Origin of the sequence: uncultured Brachyspira sp., from assembly GCF_944388875.1 — a bacterium.
Taxonomy (GTDB): Bacteria; Spirochaetota; Brachyspiria; order Brachyspirales; family Brachyspiraceae; genus Brachyspira.
On record NZ_CALXKQ010000024.1, the window covers coordinates 1 to 24,028 of the forward strand.

At 26.0% G+C, this 24,028-nt stretch carries 22 protein-coding genes and 1 riboswitch; of the genes, 15 read left to right on the forward strand and 7 right to left on the reverse strand.

Annotation, left to right across the window (positions count from 1 at the left end; translation table 11 throughout):
* Positions 1 to 523: 523 nt before the first annotated feature.
* On the reverse strand, positions 524 to 976 hold the full coding sequence (locus Q0J69_RS11685) for a phosphatase (RefSeq protein WP_297207789.1): 453 nt from the start codon (positions 974 to 976) through the stop codon (positions 524 to 526).
* A 185-nt stretch (positions 977 to 1,161) separates the two neighbouring features.
* On the opposite strand from Q0J69_RS11685, the gene Q0J69_RS11690 reads away from it, so the two are divergent.
* Both Q0J69_RS11690 and Q0J69_RS11695 read left to right on the forward strand, forming a co-directional pair.
* Positions 1,162 to 1,584, forward strand: coding sequence for a PTS sugar transporter subunit IIA (locus Q0J69_RS11690; protein WP_297207791.1), 423 nt, complete (start codon positions 1,162 to 1,164; stop codon positions 1,582 to 1,584).
* Positions 1,585 to 1,655: 71 nt separating this feature from the next.
* Positions 1,656 to 2,438 carry an MgtC/SapB family protein gene (locus tag Q0J69_RS11695; RefSeq protein ID WP_297207792.1) on the forward strand — a complete coding sequence of 261 codons (783 nt, stop codon included), beginning with the start codon at positions 1,656 to 1,658 and terminating at the stop codon, positions 2,436 to 2,438.
* Here the strand turns inward: Q0J69_RS11695 and Q0J69_RS11700 are convergent.
* On the reverse strand, positions 2,432 to 3,193 hold the full coding sequence (locus Q0J69_RS11700; RefSeq protein WP_297207796.1) for a basic amino acid ABC transporter substrate-binding protein: 762 nt from the start codon (positions 3,191 to 3,193) through the stop codon (positions 2,432 to 2,434). The two genes, Q0J69_RS11695 and Q0J69_RS11700, sit on opposite strands and share 7 nt — an antisense overlap.
* Positions 3,194 to 3,654: 461 nt before the next feature.
* A riboswitch (FMN riboswitch) is annotated at positions 3,655 to 3,793 on the forward strand.
* A 140-nt stretch (positions 3,794 to 3,933) separates the two neighbouring features.
* Between Q0J69_RS11700 and ribD the strand changes: the two genes are divergently transcribed.
* From ribD to Q0J69_RS11740, 8 genes are all read left to right on the forward strand, one after another.
* Entirely contained in the window at positions 3,934 to 5,031 is a 1,098-nt protein-coding gene (gene ribD, locus Q0J69_RS11705; protein WP_297207799.1) for a bifunctional diaminohydroxyphosphoribosylaminopyrimidine deaminase/5-amino-6-(5-phosphoribosylamino)uracil reductase RibD, read from the forward strand.
* Between the two features lie 113 nt (positions 5,032 to 5,144).
* Positions 5,145 to 5,795, forward strand: a complete 651-nt coding sequence (locus Q0J69_RS11710) for a riboflavin synthase (protein ID WP_297207801.1) — start codon at positions 5,145 to 5,147, stop codon at positions 5,793 to 5,795.
* An 80-nt stretch (positions 5,796 to 5,875) separates the two neighbouring features.
* On the forward strand, positions 5,876 to 7,075 hold the full coding sequence (locus Q0J69_RS11715; protein WP_297207803.1) for a bifunctional 3,4-dihydroxy-2-butanone-4-phosphate synthase/GTP cyclohydrolase II: 1,200 nt from the start codon (positions 5,876 to 5,878) through the stop codon (positions 7,073 to 7,075).
* A gap of 399 nt (positions 7,076 to 7,474) precedes the next feature.
* The gene (locus Q0J69_RS11720; RefSeq protein ID WP_297207805.1) at positions 7,475 to 8,344 is read left to right on the forward strand and encodes a hypothetical protein; all 870 of its coding nucleotides are present in this window, start codon (positions 7,475 to 7,477) and stop codon (positions 8,342 to 8,344) included.
* Between the two features lie 119 nt (positions 8,345 to 8,463).
* A complete protein-coding gene (locus Q0J69_RS11725) occupies positions 8,464 to 9,333 on the forward strand; it encodes a hypothetical protein (RefSeq protein ID WP_297207806.1) in 870 nt (289 codons plus the stop codon).
* Positions 9,334 to 9,498: 165 nt separating this feature from the next.
* Complete coding sequence (locus Q0J69_RS11730) at positions 9,499 to 10,380, forward strand: Rpn family recombination-promoting nuclease/putative transposase (protein WP_297207847.1); 882 nt, start codon at positions 9,499 to 9,501, stop codon at positions 10,378 to 10,380.
* Positions 10,381 to 10,753: 373 nt separating this feature from the next.
* Entirely contained in the window at positions 10,754 to 11,224 is a 471-nt protein-coding gene (ribE, locus tag Q0J69_RS11735) for a 6,7-dimethyl-8-ribityllumazine synthase (protein WP_008727357.1), read from the forward strand.
* 186 nt (positions 11,225 to 11,410) lie between these two features.
* Entirely contained in the window at positions 11,411 to 11,899 is a 489-nt protein-coding gene (locus Q0J69_RS11740; protein ID WP_297207807.1) for a ferritin family protein, read from the forward strand.
* A gap of 66 nt (positions 11,900 to 11,965) precedes the next feature.
* Here the strand turns inward: Q0J69_RS11740 and Q0J69_RS11745 are convergent, their stop codons facing one another.
* From Q0J69_RS11745 to Q0J69_RS11765, 5 genes are read right to left on the reverse strand one after another with little or no spacing between them, the layout of a single operon-like run.
* The gene (locus Q0J69_RS11745; protein WP_297207808.1) at positions 11,966 to 12,442 is read right to left on the reverse strand and encodes a hypothetical protein; all 477 of its coding nucleotides are present in this window, start codon (positions 12,440 to 12,442) and stop codon (positions 11,966 to 11,968) included.
* Positions 12,439 to 12,777, reverse strand: a complete 339-nt coding sequence (locus tag Q0J69_RS11750; protein ID WP_297207809.1) for an STAS-like domain-containing protein — start codon at positions 12,775 to 12,777, stop codon at positions 12,439 to 12,441. The genes Q0J69_RS11745 and Q0J69_RS11750 overlap by 4 nt, the downstream gene beginning before the upstream one ends.
* A gap of 3 nt (positions 12,778 to 12,780) precedes the next feature.
* Positions 12,781 to 13,899 carry a hypothetical protein gene (locus Q0J69_RS11755; protein ID WP_297207810.1) on the reverse strand — a complete coding sequence of 373 codons (1,119 nt, stop codon included), beginning with the start codon at positions 13,897 to 13,899 and terminating at the stop codon, positions 12,781 to 12,783.
* Positions 13,900 to 13,937: 38 nt separating this feature from the next.
* Positions 13,938 to 15,308: a phage terminase large subunit gene (locus Q0J69_RS11760; protein ID WP_297207812.1), complete on the reverse strand. Its 1,371-nt coding sequence runs from the start codon at positions 15,306 to 15,308 to the stop codon at positions 13,938 to 13,940.
* Between the two features lie 27 nt (positions 15,309 to 15,335).
* Positions 15,336 to 15,794, reverse strand: a complete 459-nt coding sequence (locus tag Q0J69_RS11765; protein ID WP_366030658.1) for a hypothetical protein — start codon at positions 15,792 to 15,794, stop codon at positions 15,336 to 15,338.
* Between the two features lie 385 nt (positions 15,795 to 16,179).
* Between Q0J69_RS11765 and Q0J69_RS11770 the strand changes: the two genes are divergently transcribed.
* From Q0J69_RS11770 to Q0J69_RS11790, 5 genes are all read left to right on the forward strand, one after another.
* Entirely contained in the window at positions 16,180 to 18,156 is a 1,977-nt protein-coding gene (locus tag Q0J69_RS11770) for a hypothetical protein (RefSeq protein ID WP_297207816.1), read from the forward strand.
* A 70-nt stretch (positions 18,157 to 18,226) separates the two neighbouring features.
* Positions 18,227 to 20,137, forward strand: coding sequence for a tetratricopeptide repeat protein (locus tag Q0J69_RS11775; protein ID WP_297207818.1), 1,911 nt, complete (start codon positions 18,227 to 18,229; stop codon positions 20,135 to 20,137).
* The gene (locus tag Q0J69_RS11780) at positions 20,134 to 21,477 is read left to right on the forward strand and encodes a hypothetical protein (RefSeq protein ID WP_297207819.1); all 1,344 of its coding nucleotides are present in this window, start codon (positions 20,134 to 20,136) and stop codon (positions 21,475 to 21,477) included. Before Q0J69_RS11775 ends, Q0J69_RS11780 begins: the two co-directional genes overlap by 4 nt.
* Before the next feature lie 935 nt (positions 21,478 to 22,412).
* Positions 22,413 to 23,120, forward strand: coding sequence for a MerR family transcriptional regulator (locus tag Q0J69_RS11785; RefSeq protein ID WP_297207820.1), 708 nt, complete (start codon positions 22,413 to 22,415; stop codon positions 23,118 to 23,120).
* A gap of 121 nt (positions 23,121 to 23,241) precedes the next feature.
* On the forward strand, positions 23,242 to 23,937 hold the full coding sequence (locus Q0J69_RS11790) for a MerR family transcriptional regulator (RefSeq protein WP_297207821.1): 696 nt from the start codon (positions 23,242 to 23,244) through the stop codon (positions 23,935 to 23,937).
* The last annotated feature ends 91 nt before the right edge of the window (positions 23,938 to 24,028 follow it).

Here is a 24,028-nt window from a genome sequence, read left to right on the forward strand (position 1 = left end):
GAGTGCAGAGTGCAGAGTGCAGAGTGCAGAGTGCAGAGTGCAGAGTGCAGAGTGCAGAGTGCAGAGTGCAGAGTGCACCCACTATTGTTATTTGAAGTGTTTATAAGTAAATTTTTCACTTTTATAGTATAGACTTTTTTATATTTCATGTCAATATTTTCTTTTTATTTTTTACTAGAAAAAAATAAAAAGATTTTACTGTAGTAAAAATTATATTTTCAAATTTAAATTATTTATAGTTCAAAAAACATTAAAAACTAAAAATATTGGAATTATTTCAGAACTAAATTAAATAAGAATTATGCTATTTAAATTTCAGTGTTTTTATTTCTATAGTTGGTCTTAGCTGCATTTCTTTTATTAACACAGGTGAAGCCCTTATATTGTAATAACCAAAAAGATCGCAATTTTATATATAGGAATTAATTGTTATTCGACATATAAAATGTGTTTTATAGCTAAAGTTATATTGAGTATTATGTAAATAATTTTGTCAATTATTTTTGTAACAGATCTATTATAATTAAAATGACATTATATCCTGCCAATATGTATCAAAATATCTATACATTCCCATGCCCGGTGAATAATAACTATAAATTTCGTAAAAATCTTTTAAAGCATCTTTGAATGAATTATTATTAATATATCCCTTTCTTGCCATATAAAGAAGTGCTATAGAAGGAGATCTAGACATACCAAAATTACAATGAACTAGAACCTCCATATCTTTTATATGCTCATCTATAAACTCCATAGACCTCTTTATCATTGGAAATGCATACTCGAAAGATAGACTGGATATATCAAGAAGATTTAAATACAGATTATTATTTATCTCAAATACCTTTTTATCTCCTATATTTCCATGTACCCCCCTTACAAAACAGCTTTGACATGCATGTACTATCGCTCCTTTAAACTTTACGCAATCATTATCGCTTCCTACATAAAGATTATTATATACTTTTTTCATAATAAAAAGTCCCATTTCAATTATAAAGTTTTTATAATAATAACATATATATCAATTTATATAAACTATTGATATTATATAAAGTTAGAATATGTAAAAAAATTTAAATTTTATTTACATAAAATTTGATTAATATAAAACAATTATTATATTATATAATATAAGGTAAAGGAGGTATAATTGTTATGAAGCCTAATTTAGTATTAATGAGTCATGGAAGATTAGCCTCTGCTTTTATAGAGGCTGCTAAAATGATACTTGGCGAATTGGATAATTATGATATAATAGATATGCAGCCTGATGACTCTTTTGATACTATAGAAGATAAATTAAAATCAATACTAAACAAAATTCAAGATAATAATATTTTAATACTTACAGATCTATGCGGATGTACTCCTTTTAATATTGCAAGCAAATTTTATAGAAAATATAGTAATATATCATTGATAAGCGGTATGAATTTAGATATGGTTATAGAGTATTTTGCTTCTGATGTGCATGATGATATTAATAAACTTATAAATGATATAATAAGCGTTTCCAGAGATTCTATAGTTTTATATTCTAAAACATTTAATGAAGTTTATGAGGATATAGATATATAGCTTTTATTTATATTTGTTTTAGTATTTTTTTCGATAATATTTAAATATATATTATATTTGGATTATAATTTATGTTTAAAGATTCTATAAAGTATGCATTAGCAGATTATAGCATATTAGAAATTACAACAAGAATATTAGTAGCCTATATAATGGGTATATTTATAGGATGGGAGAGAGCACAGCATAAAAAGCCTATAGGAAGCAGAACAACCAGCATTGTATGTATGGGTGCTGCTATATTATCATGTTATGAAGAGGTTTTTGCACGTTCTATTATGCTTGAGAATGCAGAACTTATAAAGCTAGGAAGTGAATTATTATACACTGTACCTGATTACAATAGGATTTCGGCACAAATAGTTTCAGGAATAGGATTTTTGGGTGCAGGCATGATTATACAAAACAGAGGTAAGCTTCATGGAATAACAACAGCGGCTATAGTTTGGGTTACTGCATGTTTAGGTATAGTAATAGGTTCTGGTCAATGGGTATTATCAACTATAGGATGTATTTGTATATTTTTAAGTACTTCTATATTTAGATTTTTTATACCTTACTTTATAGCAAATAGAAGAAAATCTATAGTTTATTTAGTTGAATGTTCTTCCAAAATAGATATAGAAAATGAGATTGAGAGATTTGGAATAAAATTTGTTAAAATGGAAATACTAGGCTGGAAAGAGGTTAAAAGCGAAGATGGGAATATTGTATCCCCTAATATAATAAGTAAGCTAAATATATTTGTTCCTATTATAGATCATAAGAATATAGAAAATATTTTATTAAGTTTGGATATTAAGCCAATAAGGCTTCTTAAAAATATGAGAGAAAGAGTAGATATTAACTATTGAAAGAATTTATCCAATAATTGCTGATATGTTCCATTGTTAATGATTTCTGTAAGCCCATCATTAATTTTTTGCAGCAGTTCAGTATCTTCTTTTCTTACAGCTATAGCATAATCTTCTATTGGATAATTAGGGTCCTCTACAAGTTTAATGCTGTTATCATTTTTTGCATAATGTTCGCAAGTTACTTTATCAAATACAGCAGCATCTAATTTTTCTACTTTTAATGCAAGTAAAGCACTGCTTCCTGTATCAAATCCATTTATATTAATACCCTGTTTTTTAGAGATATAGCTGTATCCTATAGTTCCATTTATAACACCAACTCTTTTTCCTATTAAATCATCAAATGTATTTATATATTCATTGTCTTTATCCACTAATATTGCCTGACTTGATTTATAATATTCTTTTGAAAAGTTCACAAGTTTTTTTCTTTCTTCAGTTACAGTCATTCCTGCTATTATAATATCTATTTGTTTTGAAGATAATGCAGGCATAAGCTCTTCAAATTTCATAGCTGTAAAATCAATTTCCAATTCTGAGGATTTTGCTATTTCATTCATAATATCATAATCAAATCCGCCTATTTGTCCATTGCTTAAATATCCGAATGGATAATCATAAACATATATTCCAACCATTATAGTTTTATTTTTTTCATTAGTTTGTGAAGAGGTGTTGTTTACTTGAGTATTTTTATTATTACATGAGATGAATGATAATATAAGTATAATGAAAGGTACAATTTTTTTCATTTTTGCATATAGATTATGTTTTTTTTCAAATATATTTTATACTATAAAAAAAGTCAAGAAATTATTGTTAAATTTATTTATGATTATAAAAATACTATTTTACTTAAATTATATCAAACCATATTAAAAAATAAGTCATTTAAATCTAAAAAGTCTTAAACGCAGATAAAGTTTTAAAATTTATTATCAATCCACTCTTTAGTTTTTAAATCTAATTTGTTGTTTTTGTATTATTTTTTCTTTTTAATTGGTGATGTTATTTTAGCTGCCTACCAAAGTATTTTTTTAATTTACTATAAACTTACCGCACGATTAATAAATTTTGATTATGAATGAATTGATAATGAAAATTTTATTTATGTATAAAGCATACCATACGTTAAATAAATATTAATATGCCTTTTTTATAAAAATTATGTTATAGTTGACAATTCTATATTTTTGTATTATAATATTAGTATATAAATCTTCGGGGCTAGGTGAAATTCCATACCGGCGGTAAAGTCCGCGAGCTTTTTTGAAAATTATTATTTTTCAGAAATAGCTGATTTGGTGCAACTCCAAAACCGACAGTTAAAGTCTGGATGGTAGAAGATAACTAATGTAAACTTACTGCATATCAGAAAATTAAGGCTCTATTTGTTATATTTTAACATTTAGAGTTTTTTTGTTTATAGTCAAAAATCTGCCAAAATAAAACTCCAAAGATTAATAAAAATATTTTTAAGAGTATAAGCATTATGCCTGAAAAATATATGAGAATGGCTATTGAAGAAGCCAAAAAAGGAGAAGGTTTTACTAGTCCTAATCCTTTGGTTGGTGCTGTTATAGTGAAAGATGATAAAGTTATAGGTATAGGTTATCATCAAAAATACGGTGAAAATCATGCTGAAATTAATGCTTTTCTTGACGCCCAAAAAAAAGGAGAAGATGTTGAGGGAGCTGATATTTATGTAACTTTAGAGCCTTGTTCTCATTACGGTAAAACCCCTCCTTGTGCTGATGCTATTATAAAAAATAAAATAAAAAAAGTTATTATAGGGTGTGTGGATTCTAATCCTAAAGTTGCAGGTAATGGCATAAAAAAATTAAAAGATGCTGGAATTGAAGTTATAGTTAATGTGCTTGAAGATGAATGCAGAAAATTAAATGAAGTATTTTTCTATTATATAGCAAATAAAAGACCTTTTGTTGTGATGAAATATGCTATGACTATGGACGGTAAAATTTCTACAGTAAGCGGAAAGTCAAAATGGATAACTTCAGAAAAATCAAGAGAGCATTCTCATAGATTTAGAAATAAATACTCTGCTATAATGGTTGGAATAAATACTGTAATAGAAGATAATCCTACACTTAATTGCAGACTTCCAAATACTAAAAACCCTATAAGAATAATTTTAGATAGTTCTCTAAAAATAGATTTAAAATCTAATATTTGTAAAACTGCAAAAGAAATAAAAACTTTTATAGCTTCTGTTAGTAATGATGATAAAAAAATAAAAGAGCTTGAGAGTTTGGGAATAGAAATAATAAAAACAGAAAGTAATAATGGAAGAATAAACTTAAAAGAGTTAATGAAAATATTAGGCGAAGAGAAAAATATTGACAGTGTGTATGTAGAGGGAGGTGCTTCTTTGCATGCTAGTTTGATAGAAGAAAGGCTTGTAAATAAGGTTTTAGTTTATATAGCACCAAAAATATTCGGAGGAGTTAAAGCAAAAAGTCCTATAGGCGGCGAAGGTATAGATGACCCTAATAATGCTTTTAAACTTATAGGCGGCGATATAACAAAAATAGATGATGATTTATTTTTGGAATACTATTTAAATTATTAATTTATAGATAAAATATATTAGCTTTATATAGAATTAATTTTAAACTTGCACTTTTTGGTACTTTTTGCGGCGGGAAAAAGTACAGAAATTATTTAAGAGAGAAAATATTAAAAATGTTTACTGGTATAGTTGAAGAAATAGGAATTGTTAAATCGGTACAGAGCAAAGTTATTACAATAGAAGCAAATAAAATATTTGATGATTTGCATTTGGGGGACAGTGTTGCTGTTAATGGCACTTGTTTAACCGTGTCTAGTTTTGATAATAAGATATTCAATGCTGATGTTACTCAGGAAACTTTGAACCGTACTAATTTAGGAAGTTTAAAAAACGGAAGCAGAGTTAATCTTGAAAGAGCAATGACTTTAAGCGGAAGATTCGGCGGGCATATAGTAAGCGGGCATATTGACGGAGTGGGAAGCATTAAATCTATGAAAAAAGATGATAATGCTATTATACTTACTATTGAAGTGCCTAGACATTTAATGAAGTATATAGTAGAGAAAGGCTCTGTTGCCGTTGACGGTATAAGTTTGACGGTGGCAAGTTTAACTGACAATACTTTTTCTATAGCTGTTATTCCTCATACATTAAAGGAAACTGTACTTTATTATAAAAAAGAGGGAGATAAGGTTAATATAGAAAATGATGTTATAGGCAAATATGTTGAAAGGCTTTTAACATTTAAAGATGATAGAGAAAACAATAATAATAGTAAAAAATCCAATATCACAATGGAGTTTTTGCTTAAAAACGGATTTTAATAATTTTTGAACTTTTTACAGTTTTTTACAGTTTATTTTTAGGAAAAAGCTGAATAAAAAAATTAAATGGAGCATTAAAAATGGAAAACATTTACAGTACTATTGACGAAGCTTTAGAAGATTTAAGAAACGGAAAAATAATAGTTGTTTCCGATGACGAAGATAGAGAAAATGAGGGTGATTTAATATGTGCAGCTGAGTTTGCTACTACAGAAAATATAAACTTCATGGCTACTTATGCTAAAGGCTTAATATGCATGCCTATGAGCAAAGAAATTACAAATAAACTTAATTTAAATCAAATGGTTACAAAAAATACTGATAATCATGAAACTGCTTTTACAGTATCTATTGACCATATTGAAACGACAACTGGTATTTCAGCAGTAGAAAGATCAATAACAGCTTTAAAAGTAGTTGATGAAAACTCAAAACCAGATGATTTCAGACGCCCAGGACACATGTTTCCATTACTTGCAAAAGACGGAGGAGTACTTGTAAGAATGGGACATACTGAAGCTACTGTTGATTTGATGAGATTAGCAGGACTTAAAGAATGCGGTTTATGCTGCGAGATTATGAGAGATGACGGCGATATGATGAGAAGAGATGATTTGATTGATTTCGCTAAAAAACATAATCTTAAAATGATAACTGTTTCTGATTTGATAGATTACAGAAAAAAGAATGAAGACTTAATGGAGCTTTATGCTAAGGCTAAAATGCCTACTAAATACGGTGAGTTTGAAATACTTACTTTTGTAAATAAAATAACTAAACAGCATCATGTTGTACTTACTATGGGGGATATTTCAAGCGGAGAGGATGTGCTTTGCAGAGTACATTCTGAATGCTTGACAGGCGATGCATTAGGCTCTAAAAGATGCGACTGCGGGGATCAGTATGATTATGCTATGAGAAAGATTGCTTCTGAAGGAAGGGGAATAATGGTTTATATGCGTCAGGAAGGCAGAGGTATAGGACTTGTTAATAAATTAAGAGCTTATGAACTTCAGGACAGCGGACTTGATACAGTGGATGCGAATATAGCTTTGGGCTTCAGAGATGATATGCGTGAATATTATGAGGCTTATCAAATGCTTAAAAACTTGGGTGTAAAAAGCATCAATCTTATGACTAATAATCCAGATAAAATAAAGTATTTAAATAATTACGGTTTAAAAATAAATGAGAGAATACCTATACAAATAGAAGCGTCAGAGTATGATGCATTTTATTTAAAGACAAAGAAAGAGCGTATGGGTCATATATTAGATTAAGAATTTAAAATAAAAAAGTGAACCGAAGCCAGCCCAACAGGGGCACAGTCGTGCAAATAAATTTATTTATTTGCTAATTATCGGCGAGGTAAGCATAGCAGTAATAGAACAAGTTTTTTATATATAATAAAAGGCGAGCCGACCGACGCTCTGCGTGCCGGACGAAGTCCACCTCGCGAGTGTAGGCAAGGTACCCTTAAGGGTGACATAGCAACAGAATAAAAAATTACGAGCCTCTAGCAACTTACAAAGGAAGTTGCTAGAGCTTATTGGCGAGTAATTTTTTATATAATGAAAAAGTGAGCCGAAGCCAGCCCCACAGGGCACAGACATGTGAGTGAGTTTACTCACTAGCTTATTTAAGGCGAAGGCGAGTTTAGCAATAATAGGAGTTATTCAATGAAAAAAATTATTTTATTTCTTTTAAGCATTAATTTTTTATGGGCATCTCCGCCTACTGAAGCGTATTTTTCTGAACTTTTAAGGGATAATGGTAAAGTAACAAAAAATACACTTAAAGCCTATGATGTAGAAAGTGGTGGTATGGTTTATTTTGATGGAGAGATTACATTAACAGGAGTTCTTGAAAGAGCTGATAATGAAGATATGGGAGATAATTATACTGCTTTAAGATTTTATCCTGATAATAATGTAAATCTTCCTTTTTTATATGCTTCATCTGAAATGTATTTGGAAAATCAAGGTGCTTCTAAATATGGTGATTCTTGGGATTTTAGCGGCGTTGAATTTGACAGATTGGATTTCGGTGTCTTATTAAAAAATATTGAAGTAAAATTACCAGAACCTTTGAATAAAAGATTTTTAGGTGTTTCTGCGGTAAGAGCTGAAGTTACAATTAGAAATTATCGTTTTTATGGAGAAGGCGAAGCAGGAAGAGAGGCTTACGGTGATATTGTAGGTTTTAAGGCTTTAGGTGATGTAGAAACAAAGTATTTTAGTAAAAATAATTATAATTCAGGAAATGTTTCTTACAACGAACTTCAATATAATTCTAAAGACAATTATGTGAATATAAGAGATAAAGCAAATGGAAAAATAATAGGTAAGATTTTGAAAAGAGATATGATTTATAATGGGGGAGTTTTATTATCTATCAATGGAGCAGGTATTGATTATATGAATTATGAAAATTTTGAAAAAAATTGGCATGAAGTATTTTATCTTCCTCCAGAGGCTGAAGACGGAAAATATGCAATTCATGGCTTTGTGCATGGTTCGCAGGTAAAACTTGAAAATGGAGGCTATTAAAAGAGCATAACAATAACAAGTGAGCCGAAGCCAGCCCCACAGGGCACAGACATGTGAGTGAGTTTACTCACTAGCTTATTTAAGGCGAAGGCGAGTTTAGCAATAATAGGAGTTATTCAATGAAAAAAATTATTTTATTTCTTTTAAGCATTAATTTTTTATGGGCATCTCCGCCTACTGAAGCGTATTTTTCTGAACTTTTAAGGGATAATGGTAAAGTAACAAAAAATACACTTAAAGCCTATGATGTAGAAAGTGGTGGTATGGTTTATTTTGATGGAGAGATTACATTAACAGGAGTTCTTGAAAGAGCTGATAATGAAGATATGGGAGATAATTATACTGCTTTAAGATTTTATCCTGATAATAATGTAAATCTTCCTTTTTTATATGCTTCATCTGAAATGTATTTGGAAAATCAAGGTGCTTCTAAATATGGTGATTCTTGGGATTTTAGCGGCGTTGAATTTGACAGATTGGATTTCGGTGTCTTATTAAAAAATATTGAAGTAAAATTACCAGAACCTTTGAATAAAAGATTTTTAGGTGTTTCTGCGGTAAGAGCTGAAGTTACAATTAGAAATTATCGTTTTTATGGAGAAGGCGAAGCAGGAAGAGAGGCTTACGGTGATATTGTAGGTTTTAAGGCTTTAGGTGATGTAGAAACAAAGTATTTTAGTAAAAATAATTATAATTCAGGAAATGTTTCTTACAACGAACTTGAATATAATTCTAAAGATGATTATGTGAATATAAGAGATAAAGCAAATGGAAAAATAATAGGAAAGATTTTGAAAAGAGATATGATTTATAATGGGGGGGTTTTATTATCTATCAATGGAGAAGGTATTGATTATGAGAATTATGCAGATATCGAAACAAAGTGGCTTGAAGTATTTTATCTTCCTCCAGAGGCTGAAGACGGAAAAGATGCAATTCATGGCTTTGTGCATGGTTCACAGATAAAACTTGAAAACGGAGGCTATTAAAAGAGCATAGCAATAACAAGTGAGCCGAAGCCAGCCCCACAGGGCACAGACGTGTGAGTGAGTAAACTCACTAGCTTATTTAAGGCAGCACCTTGCTTCGGTCGCGAGCATAGCAATAATAATAATTTTGACAATTTATATTAATTTTATTATAATGTTTGTATGATGGATAATAACTACAGAAGCATAAAATATTTTAATACATTGAATGATTATTTTGTGAGATATCTTTTCTCTGATAAAGGAAGCGAGGCAATATTGCTTGATTTTATTAATTCAACAATGCTTGATGCTGGTATGAAAACTTTCAGAAGTGTAGAAATACTTACGCCATCGCCGAAGGCGGGCAGATGCCTCAATTATAAGGAAAATTACGAAGATAAAGAAACCATAACAGATGTTAAATGTATAACTCAAAACGGTTCAGTTGTTATAATAGAGATTCAGCTTCAAGGCAATTCAAGATTTCCAGAACGCATACTTTATTATTGGGCTTCTAATTACAGCAAACTTTTAAAGCAAGGCGAAAAATATGATGACCTAACTCCTGTAATAAGTATAAATCTTCTTAATTTCAATTTAGATGACAGCAGCAATATACATTCCTGCTATATGATTTATGACACAGTTAATCAAAGACTTTTGACAGATCATTTACAAATACATATAATTGAGCTTAAAAAATTTAAGGGTGATTTATTAAAACCAAATTTAAATTGCTGGCTTAAATTTTTCACTATAAAAGAAAAAGATAATAAGGAGGTTATAATGTCAGAAATAGTAAAAGAGAAACCTATAATGGAAGAAGTGCAAAAAAGATATAATAACTTCATTAAAGACAGACTAATGATGAATGAATATGATAAAAGACAGGCATATTTATATGGTAAGCAAATAATGCTTGAAGAAGAGCGAAGACTAGGAATTGAAGAGGGTGAAAAAAATAAGGCAATATCTATAGCTAGGAATTTTAAGAAAGCTGGCATAGATATAAAAATAATCAGTGAAAATACAGGTTTGAGTATAGAGGAAGTGGAAAATTTGTGAGTTTATTAAAGAACAAGTTTTCTCATATAATAAATATTAGATATAATAAATTAAAAAAGCTAGACTACTGCCAAGCATAATAATAACAAACGAGTTGACGAAGTCCATCTCATAAAATATGCAGTAATGTACATTTGCATAAGAGTCAGTGCTTTAGTTGCTAGCTTATAATAGCGGAGGACTTATAAATATTTTTAAACTACAATAAGACAGTGTAAGAAAATTATTAAGTTTTATGAAAAAAAGTCAAATATAAAAACTGCAGTACTTTTGGTTCTCGCTTCGCTTGGGTCAGCAAAAGAACTGTGGTTTGGGGTGAAACCCAAATAAAAATATTAAGACCTAATAATAACAATAATAAAGGATAGTTAAGATGAAAACTTTTGAAGGAAAACTCGTTAGTGAAAAACCAATTAAAATTGGTATAGTATGTGCTAGATTCAATGAATTTATTGTTTCTAAACTTTTGGGCGGTGCTTTGGATGCTTTATCCCGTCATAATATTAAAGACGATGATATTTCTGTAGCTTGGGTACCGGGGGCTTTTGAGATACCTCTAATAGCTTCTAAAATGGCTAAATCCAAAAAATATGATGCTGTTATATGTTTGGGTGCTGTTATAAGAGGTTCAACTACTCATTATGATTATGTTTGTGCTGAGGTGTCTAAAGGTATTGCTAATGTTTCGCTTAATTCAGATGTTCCTGTAATGTTCGGAGTTTTAACTACTGAAAACATTGAACAGGCTATTGAAAGAGCTGGAACTAAAGCTGGAAACAAAGGTTTTGATTCTGCTATGGGTGCTATTGAAATGGTAAACCTAATCAGAGAAATAGAAAAATAATATCTAATAATACTATACTACAATTAAAACAAGGGCTTAAATTATTTTTAAGTTCCTTGTTTTTTATTATCTTTAATTTTTATTATTTGTTATATTTAATAATAAACTTAATATTATATCTATAGACTTTTTTATTATTTAATATATAATATTTATTAATAATAATTATTAATAATAGGGGTTCATATGAAATTAAAAGGATCTAAAACAGAGGTTAATTTGAGAAATGCGTTTATAGGCGAGGCTATGGCAAGATGCAGATATATGTTTTATGCTGAGAAGGCTAGAGAAGAGGGAAAAGAGGATGTGGCTTTAATGTATGAAAGAGCTGCCAGAAATGAACAGGAACATGCTAAAATATGGTTTCAGAATTTTCATGGTATATTTTCTACAGAAGATAATTTAAAAGAATCTATTATGAATGAAAATTATGAATCTATTGATATGTATTTGGGATATGCTAAAACTGCTCAGGAAGAGGGGTTTGATGATTTGGCTATGGCTTTTATGAATGTTGCTAGAATAGAAGACGGACATAAAAAACAGTTTCAAAGTTTCTTAGAAGATAAAACTTTTGATGTTCAAAATTGGCAGTGTGATATATGCGGCTATATTGATTTGGCAAATGAAAATCCTCAAATATGCCCTGTTTGCAAAACTAAAAAGTCAAAATAATAATTGTTATCATATTCTATTGTAGGTATTTAATTTTAATAAAACTTACGATAGAATATTATTTTATTATGATTTAATTTTCTCTTTATATATGAGTGTATATATGTATCTTTTGCAAGATAATAATTTATTTATGAATTCTCTTAAATCATATTTTATATTATTATTATCTATTTTAATTTTAATAGATAAATTTTCATAAGAATTCATATTATCAAAAAAAGTTTCATGATTTAATTCTTTTCTATTTTCTTTATCAAATAAAGTAAGTAATTCTCTTATATTTTTATTTTTTGCACTTATGAATGTTTCAAAATAAAAATTATCATCTTTTAATATATTTATATCATATACAATATTAAATATATATTTTTCAATTTCATCAAATTCTTTCAATATCATATTTAAATATTGATATGATAATCTTTTACTTGGAAATTTACTTGTTACAGTATAATTATATATTATAGTTCCAATCAAAGTTATTAATGAAATAACTAAAGAAATTATAGATATTATTACTTCTATATTAGATATTTTCATTTTTTTATTAAGTTATTGGCTTTTTCCATAAACCCTTTTATATGTTTTATTAAAAATTTATCATCTGAACATTCAAATGTAATTTTTTTATTAATTTCATCTAATGTATAATATTTATTTATAATCAAACCAGCAAATGCTTCATCCCAAAAAGATGGTCCTATACCATCCAACTTATCAAGGTTAATAGTTATTTTATCATATTTATTTAAAGATGGTATTAAACAATCCTCTCTAAAAACTTCTCCTGATACATCACTATCAGTTCTATATCTGCCAAAAGGAGAAGGACTAAAATCTTTATATAAAACTATATATTCTTTTATCAATTTCATTAATTATTCCTCCTCATATAATGTTTCATCTATATCTATTTCAGATTTTATACAACCATTCCATGAAATAAGTGTACCTTGAAGATTATAGTCTAATAATTTTGATTCAATATCATCACTATTTTTTGTATACTTATAATAACCTTTTCTGCTAATTATTACAAGTTCTCCATTATCTGATTTTTTAGCATATTTTTTAATAGACTTTAATCCTTTGCCTCTATTTTCTAATTTTGTTGATGATTCACTTGTTTCTACCGCGATACGGATTTTTTCTGCATCATTTTTATTGAAAATAACATACCTTTTTAAATCTAGTGTTTTAGGTATTGTTTTCCCTTGGTCATAAATTATAATTTTCATATTATTATCATTTATATTTATATATCCTAATATCCACCATTTTTTTAATTTATATATAGAGTTGTAGATAAAGTCATCAGGATAAGCATGATGATGCGTATTTAATATAGCCTCTGTTATACCAACTTTAAGGGTTTTCTTTCCATTTATACTATTTTCATTAATTAAACTTTCAATTTCATTTACAATCTGCAATTTACGCCCTTCATTACCACTAGTTCCTGATTTAAATTTTAAATATCTTATAGTATTATTATTGTTAGGTGTTATATATCCTTTTTCTTTCCTTGATAATTTTATATCTAAAAAATCATACATACCTATATCATTAAATATGGTTTTAATTTCATTATTCCATTTATTGAAATCATAAACTCCAATTCTGGTTTTATGTAAAGTACAAAGTCTATCTAATTCAGATACCAATACTAATGCTGCTTCTGGTGTTATATATGTGAGGTATTTCATATTTATAAACAATCTTTTTTTATTATCAGATATTTCTCTTATTTTATTAAAAAAGACTAATGTTTCACAAGTATTCTCATCAAATGATAAAACTTTAGGGATATCTATTTCTAATTTATCTTTTCTTTTATGTCTGCTCTTTTTATATATACTCCCAGTAGCAACCCTCCTTTTTCTTTTTTCCTTTAATTTATATATAAATTTTTTAATTGTATGTTTTTTATGTAATAATTTCTTATAGAATTTTTTATGTTTTCTATTTCTTTTAATTAAAAAAGGCTTTTTATTCATAAATATATTATAGATTAATAATAGTATTTTTTCAATTATTATTCTCCAAAAATAGCATTAACTAAATTCATTTTATCATCATTTTCTTCATTTATTATTTCTTCAATACCAAAGAATATCAAACTAGATAAAGCATCTGGAAAATCTAAATAGCTGAATATATCTCCTTTAATATTGCTTCCATTAAGAGAATCATCGAAATTTAATAATTGTTTAAGTGCTATATATCCGCGTCCATTATTAGTTTTAAGCCATTTATCTGTATCTGTGCTTTCTGGTATATACTGCCAGCTTTTAGGAAAATATACTTTATCATATATTAAATAGCTTGCATTGACTATACGTTCTGCTTTATTTTTATGAACATAAAAAGGAATTACTTCAAAATGTTTTTCTAATCTTTTTACTAATTCCTTCTGAGCAAAGTTGCTTTCGCATAATACTTTTTTTATTTTTTTATCTATTAAGAAATTGATTATACTTTCATCAGTGGTAGAGTTTTCATCATTACGCATAAGTCCTGAATCTATTAAATAAATATCTTCTTCTACCTGAGTGTATATTATGACAGAGGTAAAGCAGTTATATTCTCCGAATGCTGGATCAACTACGGCTTTATGTTCACCTGAATTGATTTTATCTATATTTTCTTTTTTATTATCATCATAGAATTTTAATTTAGAATATAAGAAAATTTTTCCCTGTTTATTTTTTATTTTACCAAGCCAAATATGCTCATACATTTTAGGCATTATTTTTAGAGTTGAAAGTCTTGATTTATTTAATATATCGCTGAAATAATAGTTACCGTCATAGTTTATGAAAGTTATTAAAATATTATTGTCTTCATATTCTTTATAATTATATTTGTTATTATTTTTATCAGTGTATATTTTATTTTCTAATTTAAACTTGCTTACAGTTTTGTAAATAAAATCCGTTTCAAATCTAGGATTAAATGCAATCCATATTTCACTTTTTTCAGCACGTATTGAAGGCTCTAATATTTCATAGCTTCTTTGCGTGAGAGTTTGTCCTTCCTCTATGAAGCATATTTTTACATTGTATATTGATTTAATCTCTTCAATGGAGCATTCTCTTATGCCTAAAAATATAAATTTGCAGTTGGTAATTTTATTTATGATTTCATTTCTTTTGATTATAAAAAAACTTTCAAGCTTTAATTCTTTTATGATGCTTATTAGAAGGGGGTATGTTGAATAGGCTATTGATTTTTGAATTTCTCTTGAACATAGTATAACGCCTTTAACTTCAAAACTTTTTGCTATTAGAATGCGGGCAATAGATTCGCTTTTTCCTCCGCCGCGTCCCCCATAAGCTATTTTTAATCTCTTTTGCATATACGCCCATTTTTCAAAAGGTTTTAATATATTGAACTTTATATCCATTATTATTTTCTCCAAATAAAATTATTTTTAATTATCAAATCCGACTCTTATATTAATTTTATTTTCTTCTTCTTTTAGTTTTCTTTTTTCAAGCCTTTTAGATTTTCTTGTTTTTACAAGCTCTAAAAATACTATAATAGCTCTTTCGCTTGGAGGATTATATTTATAAACTGTTCTTTTTATAAATGATTCTTTTCCGTCTTTATCGGTTTTTATTTCTTTTATTGTGTCTTTAGTATAATAACCTAAAGCCTTTTTTATCAGAGCATTTTCTATTTTTATTTTGGCATCTTTAAAATATTCATCTTTCGCCTTTCTTATTTTTTTTGCTAAACTTTTCTTATATTTTCTGCTTGATTTGTTAATATATTCTTTTAACTCATCATAGCTGATATTTAAAGTTCTGCTTAAATGCTCAAATGTAGGATTTTCTTTTTTTATTAGATTATAAATAGAATCTTCAAGCTTTTTTGTATATTTCATTATGCCGCCTATTTGACAAAAAATAATTTATAATATAATCAAAAAATATAAGTAATTATAAGAATTTTATTGATGTCCTGCGTAAGTAATGAAATGAATTATAAAAAATATAGTTTATAATATGTATGTAAGAAGAATATTTTAGTTCTGTGAATTAGTTTTTAATAATGATATTACAGACGTAAATATAAAACAATTTTTATTAGCAATAATAGGAAGCATTATAAAAAGTATAAATATAGAAAAAAGAGAATATTATATTTATAATGATAAATATATACTTAATTCATTAAAGGATATTATAGAAAATAAAGGCTATAAAAAGGTTTATATTATATCAAAAGTATCAGGGCATCAATTAAATACAAGAAAAGATAAGCCTTATAATTTGAATGAAGTTAATATAATCCGCAAAGAAAAAGAAGATGAAGAAGATATTTTTATTTATGATATGGCAGATAATGCCCCAAAAGAAATTGATATAGAACATGTATATTCAATAACTCATGGTCTAATGATGAATTGGATTGACCCTATAGTGTTTTTGAGAATAGGGGTGTTTTTAGATTTATTTGAATACTCATGCAATAAACCTATACCTTCAGGTGGAGGTTTAGATAATAAATTGTGTATTTTTATTCCGAACCCTAAAAAATTTAATTTAGATAAAATGAAAAAGAGAATACAAAATTATTATGATAAATCTATTTTTCCTGCATATAGAATTTATTTAAAACTTTCTAAAGAATATGAACTTTTTTATAGCCAAAAGCATTTATTAATTTATGATGAAATATATCAACTTGAAAAATTAAAATTGGATGTAAAGCAGATAGAGGATTTAGTTAATAATAAGGATTTTAAATCAAAAAATAAAACAATAATAAGAAGAAAAATATTAGAAAAAAGAATAAGACTTATAGAACAGCTTGCAGACTCTTATGAAGATGAAGAATTAAAAAGAATTTTAGGTGCTATTCGTCTTTCATTGGATTATAGTATATTAATAAAAATAGGAGATATTATAGAGTTAATAATATTATACTCCAGAAAAAATAAAATATCAGTAGATGATGATAAAGCTTTTTATTATTTGATTTTTAAAATTAAACATTTAATATTTGACAATATTCCAAGAATTGTATCCTATGATGAAGGCGATAAAATAGAGGATTATAATATTATATTAAAACTTTATTTAGATAAATATAAAGAGATGAAAGATAGAAATAAAGAATCATTGGATAAAGAGTATAATAGTGAAGATTGTATAAGATACGGATATGATAATTTAAATCATGATGATTATTTAATTAATGAAGAGAAGCTAAGCGAAATAAATGTATTAAACAGAGCAGGTTATTTTTATAATTTATTTTTGAAATCCGATTCATACGAATATAAGTACAGACAAAGCGATGAATATATATATTCATTAAGTAATAATAAATATCATGAATATATGGATTTGCTTTTTTATTTGCTAGATTTAAGAATAGATTATAATATAAAAATTATTCACGGCGATGAAGAAGTTAATAATGATATAATTTCTATTTTAGAAGATATTAATGCTGTTCAAAAAATAGCTGAGAGATTCTATTTTTTAGGCTGTTTTAATGATACTAATAAATATAAAAAAACTATGATGAGCAAAATAAACAGCATAAAAATAAAATTTGCTTTTAAATATATAGAAGAGATAAAAGCTCATATTAATAATGAAAACAGAAAATATAGAGAATATGATGAGGCATTTAATTATATAATAGATTTTATAGAGTTTACTAAAATACGTCAGTCAAAAAAAGAATATTATAATGAAAAGCATTATTTAGATTATGATTATTATTACAGCGATGAATATAAAAACTTTAAAAAAATAGATGCAGAAATTTTTGAGGCTGATGATAATGATTTAAAAATTATAGAAAAGGTGAGAAAAAGTTTTTTGGAAAGAGGTATGGAAGCATGGAATTATTTTTCTGAAACAGGATATAAAGATATAAAAGAAAATTATAAAGAAGATAGAAGAATATTTTTTGAGAACAATTATAAAATAATATATAAAAAAGCCAAAGGAGACGGAATTAAAAAAATGAATTACATAAAATCCATCCCTACTAATAATGTTATTGAAAATGAGGATGATTTTATTGATGTTTATTTTTTTAATTACATGAATTATATATATCAGAAGAAATATTATATTGATTTTTTTAAGGTAAACAAAATAGATTTAAAAAAATTGTATATAGAAAGAACGGATATATTTGAAGAACATGATGAAAATAATCCATTTGGTTTTAGGATTTCTTCTGTTGATCTTGGCGGAACTTATTCTTATATTGATATTGAAGATTAAATTATACTGTTTGATTAAAAAAATAATTCATAATATAATCTAAAAAATATAAGTATTTATAAGGGTTGTTATGAGTTTGATCGATTTGGCGGCAGAAGCGTATCAAAATAAATTGTATAATTTTTCTATAAAGCTTATTAATAAATATCTTAAAAATACAAAAAATAAAAAGTTAGAAAAAGCCTATTATTACAGAGCATTAAGCAGAGAAAAATTAAAGCATTATAAAAAGGCATTGGAAGATTATAATAGTCTGCTTAAAATAATTCATCACAGCCCAAAAATATATTCAAAAATATCTATTATCAAAATAAAACTTTTTAAAAGCTGTCATAATATTATAGATGATACTAAATTCTTCAATAATGATATAATAGAATATTTGGAGAAATCTATAAAATTAAAAACTGAAAACAAAAATATTTATTATTACAGATATATATTTAAAAATATTTCACTGCTACGTTATGAAATAAATGAAAAAGAAAAAGAAATTATTTTAAATAAACTTAAAAATAATTTTCCAAAAATGTATAAATATTTAGGTTATGAATATAAAGATGAGAGATATTTAAAAAAAGCCATTGAGTTTGATGATAAGGATTATATATCATATTATAATATGGCTGTTATAAATTATAAAAATATAGATAGTTCTATTAAATATTTAGAAAAGTCAATAAATATAAATCCAAATTATTATAAGGCTTATAATGCTCTTGCTTTATTATTGCTTGAAAAAGAAAAGTCTATAGATAATTATAAAAAGGCTTTAGAGTATTTGGATAAGGCTATTGAATTAAATAAATATTATGTTCAGGGATTTTTTAACAGGCATAAAATAAAAAAAGAATTGCTGAGTTTAATTGAAGCAGATAAAAAATACGATGAAGAATATAAAAATAAATTAAAAGATGAAATAACAAAAGACTTAAAAAATGCTTATGAGCTTTCTAATTATGAAGCAAAAAAATCTATTAAGTATTATAAAGTTTTCGGCACAGAAGATGATATTATAAAAAACTTATCAAATGCTCAATTATCCTTTCCTAAATCAAAAGATGATAATGTTTTAATTTATATAAAGACCGCTGATAATGTTTCCAGTTTCTTTGAAAAAATAGAAAATTATAATGAGGCTTTAAGTTTAGATTCCAACTATTATGAGGCTTATAATTTAAGGGGCTTTGCAAAATATAATCTGGGCTTTTATGATGATGCATTGATTGATTTTGATAAGGCAATAGAAATTAATAAAAATTATGCCGATGCCTATTACAATAAGGGAAAGGTTTATTTATCTAAAAAGAAATACAATGAAGCTATAGAATATTTTACAAAGTCAAAAGAACTTTATAAAATGAATGATGATAAGCATGAATTAAACAGAATAAAGCCTGATCATTATATTGCTTGGTGCTATTATTATTTGGGAGAGGACATTGATAAAATATTTAATGAGAATATAAAATCAAATAATGAAGGACTTTCTGAAGTTTATTACAACAGAGGAAAATTAAGATATCAGCTAAAAGAATATGAAAAGGCTGCAGAAGATTTTGATAACATAAAAGATGAAACTGATAAAAATTATAAAAAGTCATTATTTTATAATGTTATATGCAAAAACGAATTAAGCGGTTTGACAGAGGATGAAAATATAAAACTTCATAATAAACTAATAATGATGCTTGCACTTGCCAAAGAATATAAAAAAGATAATGATTTTAGAAGTGCATTTGATATTTATGAAAAAGTGATTAACAATACTATTGAAATTAATAATAATAATAATGCAGAGCGTATGTTTTTCTTTTATTTGTTTAGGGCAGAAGCAAAGATTGAAATATTTAACTCTTCATTTGATTATGATAATTATTTTGAAGAGGCAAAAGAGGATATTAAACTTGCCTATCAGTATGCGAATACCGATAAGAAAAAAGAATATATTGATATTCAGAGGAAAGAATTTAATTTATGAAAGATATAAATAAAGATAATTTAGAATTTAATTTTGATGATGATAAAAGCGGCAAATATATAAAAAAAGAAATTCCTTCTTTGATTGAAATAAAAAAAAAGACAGAAAATATATTTTTAATAGAAGCTGTTTCAGGAAGAGAAAAAAAATCAAATGGAAATTATAAAAAAAGGAAGATTAAATTTTTAGAAGATAATATTTATGATTTTTTTGATGATAAGAAAGAATATAAAAATATATTAGATGATTTTAATTTTGATGATGAGAGTATTTATTTTTTCAGCATACAGGCCTTTTTAGATAAATACTTTAAAAATCACAGCAAAGATAATGAAAATTTAAAAGATAATATGCAGCAGGCTTATGACAGAGAAAATATACTCCCTTCATACAATATTAAATATAACAAATCAAATAGTAACGATACAAAAACTAGAATATACACAAAAGATCATTATCCGCTTTTAAATGAAATATTGAGGCTGGAAAAAGAAGAAAAGAATTATGAAGAGATAAGGTCTGCTTTATACGAAGATTTAAAAGAAGTATATAAAAAAGAAGAGTATAATGAAAAAATAGATGATGATAATTTGGAAGGGTATATAAAAAATATATGCTCAAAATTTGATGATGATAAACTTTATGATGAAAATGATGACAACATTATTCACCCTATTATATATTATCATCAGAAATTATATTATATGCCATTTAAAATTTATGAAAATTTTATAAGAAACAAAATAAATATAAAAAAATATAAAGCTCTTATCAATTTTAGCAAGGAAAGTTTTGATTTAATCAATAAAAATAATAAAGATGAAATAGATTATATTTATAATAGATGTAATAATTATGGTTTAGAAAGGCATGATAAAGTTTTATTTGAAAATATAATTTTTGATAAAATAGATTTTAATATAAAAGAAACTTATGAAAAATGTATAACTCTAAATGATAAGATAATATCATTTCAATTGAGTAATAATATTTATATAAAGAACTATAATCCTACTGCAGCAGAAGAGATTTTCAATATTCTTTATTTTACAGATTACATAGATGAACACAAGTATATAGAATTAAAAGATAAAATGTCAAAGTTAAAAAGTTTAGAAAAAAATAATAAAATAATAGAATGCAGTATAACTTCAGAAGATGAAAAAATAATTTATAATACGGCTAAAGCATTTAAATTTAAAAAAATGGGTTATATAAGTCTTTATAAGGTAATTAAACTTAACTATGACAACAGCAATTTAGAAAATACATTCAAAGAAATTATAGATTTAATGAAAAACTATGATAAAATATATAATTTAGCTAAATCTGCCCAATAATTTTATTTTACATATAATACATTTTTTGAGATATTTTTTATACTCCAAAAATACTTCAAAAATATTTCAATACATTAATCTTTCTATAATGATTTAAACTAACCATGGGGATATAATATGATACATACATATTAATGACTATATATATAATAATACTGCCATAAAAGATACATTATTATTATCATATAGATAAATATAACATAAGGTATATATGAGGGTATTTATAAAAAATATATAAATATACAAATTAATTTTTTTTCTTATGTTTGGTAGAATATTTTAATCTGATTTAATAAGAAATTTATTAATTTTATGACATCCCTCAGAGGGTATCAAGTGAGTTTTTTATGTTATTTGCTATTATATATATGTATTAAGATATTACTGGAGGAATATATGAGTTATATTATATGTTTAATTATAAAGGAAAGTCTTATTCCAATATAGTTAAATTACTATTTGTTATTCAATTATAATAATGATTAAAGCCAAATTTTAATATATTAATATACAGTAAAATTTTTGCTGGAGGTGTATTATGCCTAAAATAAAATTATATTACTTAAATTTAGGAGGTATTATGAAGAAAGATAGAATGATTAAGCGTAAAATATACCGTGATAACGGAAATTATGTTATAGATTTACATAACTTCCACAGTAAGCGAGGCAATAGATTTTATTGATCATACAATACTTCATTATTACTATATCAATAATATTAACTCTACTTTAGAAATAATATATGGAAGGGGACTTCATAACGGAATAGGACATTCTGTATTAAAAGCTCATGTTATAAACAGAATTTATGAATTAAAAAAGAAAGGTCATGTTCTTAAATGGAAGCAGAACAAATGTAAAAAAGGCGGGGCTATAATTGTATATGTAAATGTATGATTATAGAGATTATATAAATATTTTAAGGAGAGAAAAATGGCTAGAAGGGATAAAGATAATAAAGTATATGATAATAGTAAAAGGGATGTTAATGAAAAAGATATCATTTACTATATAGCAGGCAGAGAGTGCGTACTTCCATGCAAAGCGGATGCTGATAAAAATTCTTTTATGCAGATAGGAGATTTTTTTAATGAACTTATAAGGGATAAAATAATAAATGACGGAGATATTGATTTAAAAGTTTTAAGAAAATGGGATGAAAAAGAAATACTTCCAGCATACAGAAAGGCAAAGGGACCTGTAAGAACGGATACAAGATTTTATACTAAAAATCATAAATATATGGTTAAGGAGATATTAAGGCTTAAGAGAATAGGTTTTGATATATCCGACATAGAGAGAATATTATTTTTTAATGAAAGCTTGGAAATTGTTCTTTTGGATAAGTCTATAAAAAATAAAGAAGATTACAGCAAAATGAAAAGAACTATAAACAATATGGAGGATATGGAAGCTAAATTGATAACTCCTTCAATAGAAACTGTAAAGGAAATCATTAATTTAGATAAATACAATATTAACAGCAAAAGCAAAAAGTTAAAAAAAGAATATGCCTCCATAATTGCTTTTATAGATATAGTAAAAAAGGCATGCTCATCATACAATGGGAATTATTTTAATAAATCTGATTTTAAGGAGGATATGATTGATATAATAAAAAGATATAAGAAATTACTTTAATTCTATTATATATATATTAGGGGATATAGCAGCAAATATCTATGTTTTTTATTTTCATGCTATGTACAAAAAACCTATATTGTTTTATATATAAATTAATAATAAGTTACAGGTATCATATATGAAAAGCTATAAAAAAATAGATATGAATAATGATAATGCTTACTATTTTATAAATAAAGTTAAGCATACATTAACTTCTAAAAATAATATTAATAAAAATGATTTAATGTCTATAGGAGAGTTTATAGATTTGCTTAAATGCGAAGGCATATCAGATGTTACATTTAAAAATATGAGAGATTGGGATAATAAGGGCATACTTCCAGCATACAGAGTTCCTCAGGGCAAGTCTAGAGAGGATGTTAGATACTACAGTAATGAGCATTTAAATATGGTAAAAGAGATATTATATTTAAAATCTGTAGGTTTAGAGCTTCCAGACATTTATAAAATCATGTTTGAAAATGAAGATGCAAATATTATATTTTTATATAAATCTGTAAAAAATTTGGAGGATTTCAAAAGAATGAAAGATGTTATAAAAAATATTGATGAAATGGAAAAAGAATTGATAGTTCCTATAATAAAGAATATTAAAAATGAGTTTATAAAAAATAATGATAAGATTGATGAAAGCTATATAAAAAAACTTATATTCAATTATAAGAATGCTGATTTGGACAGCGAAGATATTACTATGCTTTCTTTTATACTTATGCTTTTAAGTGCTTTTTCATCATACAATGAGGAGGATAATTCTTTTGATAAAAAGAAATTCTCTGATTTTATGACAGATATAATAAGCAAATATTAAAAATCAAGGCAATTAAACCCTAATCAGAAAAAATAACATAATATTTATTTTATCTCCTAATGAATATAACTTCATTAGGAGTTTTTTATTG